Below are 9757 nucleotides of genomic sequence, written 5' to 3'. Positions count from 1 at the left end.
CCCGAGGACGATGGCACTCTTTTTTCAGTAAACGCGTGCATAATTCAGGCTAGGGCAACTGGAAAATGATGTGGATTGGCGTGTGCAAGTGAATGCTCTGCGTGCGCTGACCAGCCACCCCACGCGGGGAAAGGCCGATGTCTTTACCCCAGTCATAGCCAAGTTCGAACATGAGAACGAACACGTGTCCCTGACGGCGCTTCAGGCAATTGGGGGAAGCAAGCTGAAAGAAAAGGAAGGGACTGATGTCTGGAAGGACTGCAGGCTTCGACTTGTCAGGATTATCTCCAATCGTAACCAAGCTTTCACCTGGCGGCAGCAGGGTGAAGCCGCAATCGCTCTGGCGAAGATCTACGGCCAAAGCGAACTGGCACTCTTGAATGGACTACTGACCAAGGAGCGAAACCCGAGACTTCGGGCAAAGGTGATCGAAGCCATTGGCGAGGTCTCGAACCCGGAAGCAGCTGAGATTCTGCTGGCTATTCGCGACACAGAGAAAGCAGTCATCATGGAATGCACGAATGCTCTGGTGAAAGTGTGCAAGGACACCACATTGACTCCCGAGTTGAAGGACCGCGCATATCAGACAATCCTCTCTTTCCTTGAACGCAATGACATGGCAGTGACCACGACCGCTGCTTCCGCCCTTGCCGATTCCGTATTCCTTCGTGAATCTTCAGTTGAGCCTTTGATGCTGGCATATTCACGGCTCAAAACCCCGGACGATGTTGAAACAATGGTTGAGATCGCCAAAGCACTGGGGGCGCTCAAAAGTGCGAAATCGATTTCTCTGCTTGAACAGGCGTTGCTTAACGAGGACAACACGGTGGTGACGGCCGCGGCTCAAGCCCTCAAGAACATCACTGGCAAGGACTACAGTGACCGTATTCCCAAGCATTCGGCTGCCAAGTACACCGACTATGACTGGAAGTATTTCGACGCCATAAGGAGAGATCAAGAGATTCTCCTCAGAACAAGCAGGGGCGATATTAAGATTCGACTTTTTCCAGATGAAGCTCCGTTCACCGTGATGAGCATGATGAAGTTGATAGACAAGGGATTTTTCAATGGATTGGTGTTTCATCGTGTCGTTTCGAATTTTGTGATTCAAGGCGGCGATCCGCGCGGCGACGGCTGGGGAGGGCCGGGCTATGCGATTCGGTCAGAATTCAGTCTCTTGAAGTACAGGCGGGGAATGGTCGGAGTGGCAAGCGCAGGGAAAGACACGGAGGGCTGTCAGCTCTTTGTGACCCATTGCCCGACACCGCACCTTGACGGACGCTACACGATTTTCGGACAGGTCCTGGAAGGTATGGAAGTGGTTGATGCGATTCAAGTGGGCGACAGGATCGAAAGCGTGGCCGTCACTAGAAAGTAGCCGGAGGAAACGAAATGAAAATCTATATCAGCGCTGACATCGAAGGTATCACAGGGGTCACCCATTGGAACGAGACGGATCTTGAGAAACGCGACAGCGCCGCTTTTCGGGAGCAGATGACCGCCGAGGTTCAGGCAGCCTGCGAAGGAGCGGTGAGCGCCGGCGCCAGCGAAATACTGGTCAAGGACGCCCATGATACGGGCAGAAACATCATTGCATCAAAATTGCCCAAAGAAGCTCGCCTGATTCGAGGCTGGAGCGGCCATCCATTCGGCATGATGCAGGAACTGGACGAGTCATTCTATGCAGTCATAATGGTTGGATATCACTCGCGCGCCGGAGCTGAGACCAGTCCGTTGGCTCACACTATGGCGGGGAGCATCGTGTATGGAATCAAGCTCAACGACCGGAATGCCTCCGAGTTCCTGCTAAATGCCTATGCAGCCGGCCTGGCCAGAGTGCCCGTAGTATTCGTTTCCGGGGACAAGGGGCTGTGTGACGAAGTTAATACGCTCAATTCCAACATTGGCACGGCTGCGGTCAAAGAAGGGATAGGAAGCTCAACCGTGAGCATTCATCCTGAGATTGCAGTAGCGAGAATTCGTGAAGGCGTCGCAAAGGCGCTCAAAAGGGATGTGGCAAAATGCCTGATTCGGCTTCCGAATCATTTAGTGGTCGAGATCAGGTACAAGAATCATTTTAGTGCTTACAAAGCTTCTTTTTACCCGGGGGCCGTTCTGAAAGAGCCGTTCGTCGTGCGCTTCGAGACGGACGACTACTTCGAGGCGCTCCGGCTGCTTTTGTTCACAATCTAGGTCGCGCCACGATCATGGCCGGAATTGTCACCGCATCTGCGGCATCCTCCTCGCACCACTGATTCCCCTCACCCTGCCATCGATGGGAATTCTTGACAGTCCGCAGTGGCATAAAGTAACTTCGGACACTGTGATGATGAGTCGGGACAAGCAGATAGCGTACTCTCGGGCATTTCCGCCGTCGGGTTTGACAGGGAGATGGGATTGAAGAAGAGAAGAAAGGCAAGAGAGCTGGCTTTCAGAATCCTCTATCAGGCGGAGATTTCGTCCGGTGAACCTATGTCCGTCGCGAACGAGGTTCTTTCGGAATCCGAGCATGAGGCAAGTATTGACAGCTACACCCGGGAGCTGGTCAGAGCATTCAGTGAGCATGCCCGGCAGATTGACGAGATAATCTCGCGGACCTCAAAGAATTGGGAATTGGGGAGAATGGCAGCCACCGACAGAAATGTCCTGAGATACAGTGTTGCGGAAATTCTTTACCTGACTGAAGTCCCCCCAAAAGTCGCTATCGACGAGGCGATTGAGATCGCAAGGAGGTTCGGGACCGAGGATTCAGGGAAGTTCGTGAACGGCATACTTGACAGCGTTGCACGGGAGTTCCGGGGCAGGGAACTCAAGAACCCGGGAGCGTAATTCTTGAGAATAGCTGTCATCTCAGACATCCATTCAAACCTTGAGGCCCTTGATTCGGTGCTGAAGAGAATCGAGGAGGATGGCATTGACGAGATTCTGTGCGCGGGCGATCTTGTCGGCTATGGTGCGGAGCCCAATGAATGCATAGACAGAGTGAACAAGTGTTCAAGCGCAGTCGTTTGCGGAAATCATGACTCTGCTGCCGTAGGGCTGACGGAACCCGGTTTTTTCAACTCGGTTGCCAGGAGTGCAGTTGTCTGGACGGGTGAGCAGCTCACAGAAAGCAACAAGAACTACCTGATCAAACTTCCCTTATCGTTCACAAGAGATGGTTTCAGAGTAGTGCATGCATCACCATCCAGACCGGAAAGATGGAACTATGTCTTCCATCCGGTTGAAGCCGGCAGGGAATTGCATACGTTCCACGAGAAGGTCTGCTTCATAGGGCACTCTCACAAGCCCGTTTTTTTCAGGAGCGATGGGAGCGACTGCCGGATATCTTCCGGAGAGACTATTGAATTCAAGAACAACGAGCGGTATCTCGTCAATGTCGGGAGTGTAGGACAGCCAAGAGACGGAGATCCGAGAGCATGTTTTGCCATTTACAGCCCAGATGAGGGCTGGGTGAAGCTCGTGAGGGTTGTGTACGACATCCAGGCAGCGCAGAAAAAGATCGCACTTGCCGGGCTCCCTCGGGTTCTTGCGGAAAGGTTGAGCTACGGTCAATAAGATGGCTGATGAGAAAAGAGACGCACGGGAGAATGGACTCCCACGGGCAGAGTGGGACAGATTCTGGGATTCAAGGCAGACGATCGAGGATGTCTACTCAAATGATAAGAGGGTAATTGAGGCACTTCGTTCCGTCCTTGATCCCCGTGGAAAGACTATTCTTGAGGTCGGAGCGGGCTCTGGACGTGACAGCATCGAGCTGGCGAAAGCCGGTGCCAGACTTATTGTTCTTGACTACTCGCTCAATTCGCTATCGCTCGTCAAACAAGAGTCATCCGGAAGCAAGAACGTAGAGCTAGTCTGTGCCGACGCATGCCTTCTGCCGTTCAGGAATGGAAGTCTCGATGCTGCTTTCCACCAGGGGCTTCTTGAACATTTCAAAGACCCTTCTCTTCTCATGGCAGAACAGAACAGAGTACTCAAGGAGGGAGGGATCGTTCTCGTTGACGTACCCCAGAAGTTCCACCTTTACACAATCGTGAAGCACATCCTCATGGCACTCGGACTCTGGCTTGTCAGCTGGGAGACTCAATACACGGTGGGCGGGCTCGAGAATGTACTCAGAGCCAATGGATTTAGCCCTGTCTCCGCATACGGCGACTGGATGGTGCCTGGACTTTTTTACAGGGGGACGCGGTACTTACTTATGAGACTGCGTATCGCCCGGCTTCCGCTGTATCCGCGCGGAATCCCGGTCGTCACGGCCGTTTCGGAATCATTCAGACGTTGGTTCAGAAAGAAGAAGGTCTCCTACTATACCTATTTTGTGATCGGAGTCATCGCCAGGAAGGAGTGCCGGTGTCCGAGGTAGAATCATCTTCTCCATCGCGGGAGAAGGTTGAGGGTGCAGCCGCGAGGAAATTCACACGGCATTCTTCCTCTCCCCCCTGGGGAGAGGATTGAGGTGAGGGGCCGTCTTGAAGATTCTTGCCATAAATTGGCGTGACATTGCCAACCCGGAGGCGGGGGGAGCAGAGGTTCACATCCATGAGATCCTCAAGAGGTTTGTTACGTGGGGCCACGAAGTAACACTTCTCGCGAGCGGCTTCCCGGACTGCAGGGAAGAAGTCCGGATTGACGGGATACGGGTAATAAGAAAGGGGAGATGGCACAATGCGAATCTTGCCTTACCCATATACTACGTAATGAAACTCAAGAACGAGAGATTCGACATCGTTCTCGAAGATATAAACAAGATTCCGTTTTTCAGCCCGCTCTATGCGAAATCAAGAGTCGTTGCGACTGTGCCTCACCTTTTCGGTTCTACTGTGTTCAAGGAGACGTCGCCGATTCTGGCCATGTACGTGTACTTGCATGAACTTCTTATTCCGTTGGTCTATGCCAAAGTTCCTTTTGTTGCCATATCTGAGAGCACCAGGGATGATCTGGTTCGAAGAGGAGTAAACCGTCACCGGATTTCTGTCATTCATTGCGGGCTTGATCATGCACTGTATTCGGATTCAAGCACGATCGCAAAAAGCAAGAAGGCGCTTCTGGTCTACCTCGGAAGACTTCGCAAATACAAAGGCGTCCAGTATCTTCTGAAGGCAATGCTTCTTGTGAAAGAACGCGTCCCAGATGCAAGACTCGTCGTGGTCGGAAACGGACCGTACAAAGGGCCGCTGGTTGAGCTTTCAGAGAAACTGGGAGTTCTGGACATTGTGAGTTTTGTGGGACAGGTCCCGAGTGATGAGAAGGTGAGACTCCTGAGAGAGGCCCATCTCGTCGTCAATCCTTCTCCCAAAGAGGGTTGGGGACTGACAGTGCTTGAGGCAAATGCCTGCGGCACGCCCGTTGTTGCGTCCAGAAGTCCGGGCCTCATCGATTCTGTCAGAGATGGAGTGAGCGGAATCCTCGTCGAGCACGGCAATATCCGTGAGCTTGCAGATGCTATGATAAGAATCATTGAGGACAAAGAGCTTTCTGCAAAGCTCTCAAAGGGTGCGAAAGAATGGTCACTCACCTTCAACTGGGATACTTGCGCAAAGGAAATGGAGAAGTTTCTTCTGGGGGCACTGAGATAGTGAATGGCAGCGGGCACCGGAAGCGCAGTCGAGTCCGTGCCGAGGAGCCGATGCAGGCTTGAGCGCACGCGAAATAGGTGACTGTCACTATTTTCTATTTTCTAGAAAGAAGATGTAGAAATGGGCGCCGTATCGGTGTAGTATATACAGTCTTGGATTCAGCCGCTTCATCGAGCTCCGTCGTAAGGCAAGACAACCGCTTGTCTCCGGATGAGAGCGCCCTTGCCATGCAAGTTGAAGGTCAGTGGAGGAGAGAATGGCGGAAGTGACGGAAGATAAGAGTCTCAGCAAGGGTTCTTTGAACCGGTCAGGTTCAATAGAACTAATTTGCGGCGCAGCTCTTTTTGTTGTCGCATTCGCGGCCTATTTGATAACGCTTACGCCCACGGTTCCTTTCTGGGATGCAGGCGAATTCATAGCAACCGCCTACGTTCTGGGGATTCCGCATCCTCCGGGCACGCCTCTCTACGTTCTTATCGGAAGGCTGGCCTCGATCATACCAGTCTCAACTATAGCGGTCAGGCTGAACTTTCTTTCGGCCTTTACCTCTGTCCTGGCGGTACTCTTTCTCTACCTCTCAACCTTGAGGCTTCTCAAGTTGTGGTTTAAGCCGCCCCTCAAGAGTTTCCAAACCATAACATGCTGCCTTGGTGCTTTGAGCGCAGGTCTCTTCGCTGCGTTTTCGAGAGTCTTCTGGGATAGCGCCATTGAGGCAGAAGTATACTCCCTGAGCTCGTTCTTCATGATGTTTTGCCTGTGGCTGTCTCTCAGGTGGTGGGAAAGACTGGGTGAGAAAAATGATGATACTCTCCTTCTTCTGATCGTTTACCTTCTGTCTCTTTCGGTCAGTATTCACCTTGGCACCGTGCTTGTTGCGCCTTCGATAGTCCTTCTTGTTTTCGCCGTCAATTGGCGGTCAATCTTCAACTCAAAGTTCATTGGATGGGCCTTTCTGCTTTGCTTCGTCGGTGTCTCGGTCCACCTCTATCTCCTCATCAGGTCCAGGCTTAACCCGCCAATAGATGAGGCCAACCCTGATAACTGGCGGGCTCTGTGGGACGTATTGAGGCGTGATCAATACAAGCCAGGGAGCATCTTCATCAGAAGAGCGGATTTTTCTCTTCAGCTCGGGATGTACATCAGATACCTCAAGGAACAATTTGTTCTCACAAACTATCTCACGCCTGTTTCGATATACCTTCCTCTGGCGCTTGGCATCTTTGGAGCTGTTTCGCATGCCATGAGAGAGAAGAAGGGATTTCTTCTCATTGGAACCTTCTTCCTCATCACGAGTCTCGGACTCATCATATACCTCAACTTCACAGCCAGCGAAGTCAGAGAAAGAGACTACTTCTACACATTCTCCTTTCTTATCATGGCGATGTGGATAGGAATGGGCCTTGCCGCCCTCGCGGACTGGGTACGGATATCTGTGAAGGGAGGCCTGCAGAAGCCTCTAATCGTCTCAGTCTGGTCGATTTCGATCATTCTTCCTATTTTGCCGGTTTCTCCGAGACCCGTATCGGACAGATTCTTCACTCACGACAGGCGGGGCAATTTTGTGGCGCACGACTATGCCTACAACATGCTGGTGCCGCTCGAGAAAAACGCAGTAATACTCACAAACGGCGACAACGACACTTTCCCGCTCTGGTATATTCAGGAAGTTGAGAAAGTGAGGAAAGATGTCCGGGTGGTGAACCTGAGCCTTCTTAACACTCCCTGGTACATAAAACAGCTGAAACATCAGGATCCGAAGGTGCCCATAGACATGCCCGACAATGTCATTGACTCGCTTGAGCCCTACAGAGACGCGGAGGGGAGGGCGGTCCTCATCAAGGACATAATGGTGAAGCATATTCTCGAGGTCAATGAAACCCGGGGTGCGGCAAAACAACCGATCTATCTTGCCGTCACGGTTCCCGACCAGATGGGGCTTGCGCCCAGACTTACTCTTGAAGGACTTGTTTTCCGGGTCCAGCCTCAACCGGTCGGCCCTTATGGGAAGGTCGATATTGATAAGACCATTCAGAACCTCTATCACACGTTCCGGTACGGCGGACTGCTTACCGAAGACAGAAGGTATGACGAGACTATTTACAAGGACGACAACTCGTTCAAGCTTGTGCAGAACTATGCTGCTGCGCACGTCAGACTGGCATGGCAGCTTCGAGAAGTCCAGAAGATAGATGATGGGATCAAGGAAATGGAGGCTGCAAGGAGAATCAATCCTTTCTTCGAAGGCGTCGTCGGCTGGCTTGGAATCTTCTACGAATCAGCTGGGAAATTCGACAAGGCACGGGACCATTATAGAGAAATGCTGAAGAAGTTCGCCAACGACCCACAGATCGGGCTAGAGCTTCGCTTCAGGTACGCCCTGATGCTCCAAAGTACCGGACAGGCGAACGAGGCAATCACCGAACTTGAGAAGGTGTGCGAATCAGGACAATTCCGGGATGCAGTGAAGACTCTTGGGCAGATGTATTGGGAGAATGGAAGACAGGCAGAAGCTGTGGAACTGCTGAAGAGGTGGCTTGACGTTTATCCGGAAGACAGTGAGATGAGGGCAATCTACGCGGCATACAGCGGAATATTTGCCTCGGAGAAGGTCGAGAGAAGGTCTGGCGGAAAGTTCATCCAACTTGGCAAACCTTAGAAGGGGGCCCGAGATGCCCGGTAAAGCTCTCGTCACCGGAGTTGCCGGATTCATAGGTTCCCACCTTGCTGAGAAGCTCCTTGATAAGGGTTTTGACGTAAACGGTGTGGACTGCTTCACGCCCGCCTATGCACGTGAGCTGAAGGAGCGGAATCTCAGCGGACTCTCGTCATCTCCACGGTTCACCTTTCTTGAAGACAACCTTCTTACGGCAAATCTGGACAAGCTGTGCAAGGACGTACGATACGTATTTCATCTGGCGGCTCAGGCAGGGGTGAGGTCCAGCTGGGGCAGTCAGTTTGAGATTTACACGTCTCTGAACGTGAATCTTACGCAGCGGCTCCTTGAGTATTTCAAGGGGCGCAGCATAGTCTCCTTCGTGTATGCATCCTCCTCTTCGGTTTACGGAGAGGCAAAGACCCTTCCGGTCACCGAAGACAGCGAGAGAAGGCCGCTCTCTCCCTATGGAGTCACCAAACTGGCAGGAGAGAATCTGTGCACGCTCTACTGGCAGAACTTCCGCGTTCCCTGTGTTTCGCTCCGCTACTTTACGGTCTATGGGCCGAGACAGCGGCCCGATATGGCCCTTTCCAAGTTTATTCAAGCGGTTCTCGATGACAGGGGAATACAGATATACGGAGACGGAAATCAATCGAGGGATTTCACCTACGTCGAGGATGCAGTTGAAGGGACTTTTTCTGCGATGACCGGGGAACTCAGTGGAAAGATCTTCAACATCGCGGGCGGATCGAGAACTACCGTAAATGAATGCATTGGAATTATCGAAAAAGAGCTAGGAAGGAAAGCAAGAGTCAGCTATATTGCCTCGGAGAAGGGAGACCCGGTTCACACAATGGCCGATACGACTCTTGCGAGAACAGTCCTGGGATTCTCGCCGTGCACGAAGATTGGCGATGGGCTCGTGAGGCAGACCGGATGGGCGAAGGAAAACTTCAGGAGAGAAAGGTGACAGTCTCGTTGGTCTCGGTTGTTATTCCTGTTTATAACGAGGCCGAGAGTCTCCTGGAGCTCCACTCGAGGCTGGACGAGGAGCTCAAACGCCTCGGGGTCGAGCGGGAGCTGATTTTCATCGATGACGGCAGCCTAGATTCGACGCAGACCGTACTTTCTGAATTGTCCAAGAAAGACCCGACAGTAAAAGCCTTCGTGTTCAGGAGAAACCTCGGAAAGTCCGCAGCTCTCTCAGTAGGCTTTGGGGAAGCCGCGGGCGATGTTGTTGTGACTCTCGATGGTGACCTCCAGGATGATCCCGCCGAAATCGGGAAACTCATAAGGAAACTTGACGAAGGATATGACCTTGTCTCCGGATGGAAAAAGAAGAGGATGGATCCAATCGGGAAGAAGATTCCATCGAAGCTTTTCAATTTCGTGACCTCAAAGCTGACCGGTATCAATATTCACGACTTCAATTGCGGGCTGAAAGCGTACAGGTGCGCCACTTCGAAAGAATCGTGTGCGTACAAATTCGGGACCTCGATCAGGAGCCGTCCATCCGAAG

The 9757-nt window shown here is 52.2% G+C and carries 9 protein-coding genes; all 9 read left to right on the top strand.

From position 1 onward, the window contains the following. Window positions 1-82 precede the first annotated feature (82 nt). A complete protein-coding gene (locus QME66_11590; GenBank protein ID MDI6809606.1) occupies window positions 83-1378 on the top strand; it encodes a peptidylprolyl isomerase in 1296 nt (431 codons plus the stop codon). A gap of 14 nt (window positions 1379-1392) precedes the next feature. Further along, entirely contained in the window at window positions 1393-2193 is an 801-nt protein-coding gene (locus tag QME66_11585) for a M55 family metallopeptidase (protein MDI6809605.1), read from the top strand. A gap of 204 nt (window positions 2194-2397) precedes the next feature. Continuing rightward, the gene (gene nusB, locus QME66_11580) at window positions 2398-2829 is read left to right on the top strand and encodes a transcription antitermination factor NusB (protein MDI6809604.1); all 432 of its coding nucleotides are present in this window, start codon (window positions 2398-2400) and stop codon (window positions 2827-2829) included. Window positions 2830-2832: 3 nt separating this feature from the next. Further along, on the top strand, window positions 2833-3558 hold the full coding sequence (locus tag QME66_11575; protein ID MDI6809603.1) for a metallophosphoesterase family protein: 726 nt from the start codon (window positions 2833-2835) through the stop codon (window positions 3556-3558). Window position 3559: 1 nt separating this feature from the next. Continuing rightward, window positions 3560-4369 carry a class I SAM-dependent methyltransferase gene (locus tag QME66_11570; protein ID MDI6809602.1) on the top strand — a complete coding sequence of 270 codons (810 nt, stop codon included), beginning with the start codon at window positions 3560-3562 and terminating at the stop codon, window positions 4367-4369. A gap of 106 nt (window positions 4370-4475) precedes the next feature. Next, complete coding sequence (locus QME66_11565; protein ID MDI6809601.1) at window positions 4476-5582, top strand: glycosyltransferase family 4 protein; 1107 nt, start codon at window positions 4476-4478, stop codon at window positions 5580-5582. Window positions 5583-5838: 256 nt separating this feature from the next. Beyond that, window positions 5839-8238: a DUF2723 domain-containing protein gene (locus tag QME66_11560; GenBank protein MDI6809600.1), complete on the top strand. Its 2400-nt coding sequence runs from the start codon at window positions 5839-5841 to the stop codon at window positions 8236-8238. Window positions 8239-8251: 13 nt separating this feature from the next. After that, on the top strand, window positions 8252-9208 hold the full coding sequence (locus QME66_11555) for an NAD-dependent epimerase/dehydratase family protein (protein MDI6809599.1): 957 nt from the start codon (window positions 8252-8254) through the stop codon (window positions 9206-9208). Then, window positions 9205-9757 (top strand): glycosyltransferase family 2 protein (locus QME66_11550; GenBank protein MDI6809598.1); only part of this gene is annotated, 553 nt, incomplete at its 3' end. The genes QME66_11555 and QME66_11550, both read left to right, overlap by 4 nt.

The organism is Candidatus Eisenbacteria bacterium, assembly GCA_030017955.1.
GTDB lineage: Bacteria > Eisenbacteria > RBG-16-71-46 > JASEGR01 > JASEGR01 > JASEGR01.
Note: the sequence above shows the minus strand (reverse complement) of the source record. Positions and strands in the feature narration are given on the sequence as shown.

What these genes read in the sequence shown, in the direction of transcription:
- QME66_11585 (MDI6809605.1), top strand. Translation starts at nt 1,393, where the DNA reads ATGAAAATCTATATCAGCGCTGACATCGAAGGTATCACAGGGGTCACC.
- QME66_11570 (MDI6809602.1), top strand. Translation starts at nt 3,560, where the DNA reads ATGGCTGATGAGAAAAGAGACGCACGGGAGAATGGACTCCCACGGGCA.
- QME66_11560 (MDI6809600.1), top strand. Translation starts at nt 5,839, where the DNA reads ATGGCGGAAGTGACGGAAGATAAGAGTCTCAGCAAGGGTTCTTTGAAC.
- QME66_11555 (MDI6809599.1), top strand. Translation starts at nt 8,252, where the DNA reads ATGCCCGGTAAAGCTCTCGTCACCGGAGTTGCCGGATTCATAGGTTCC.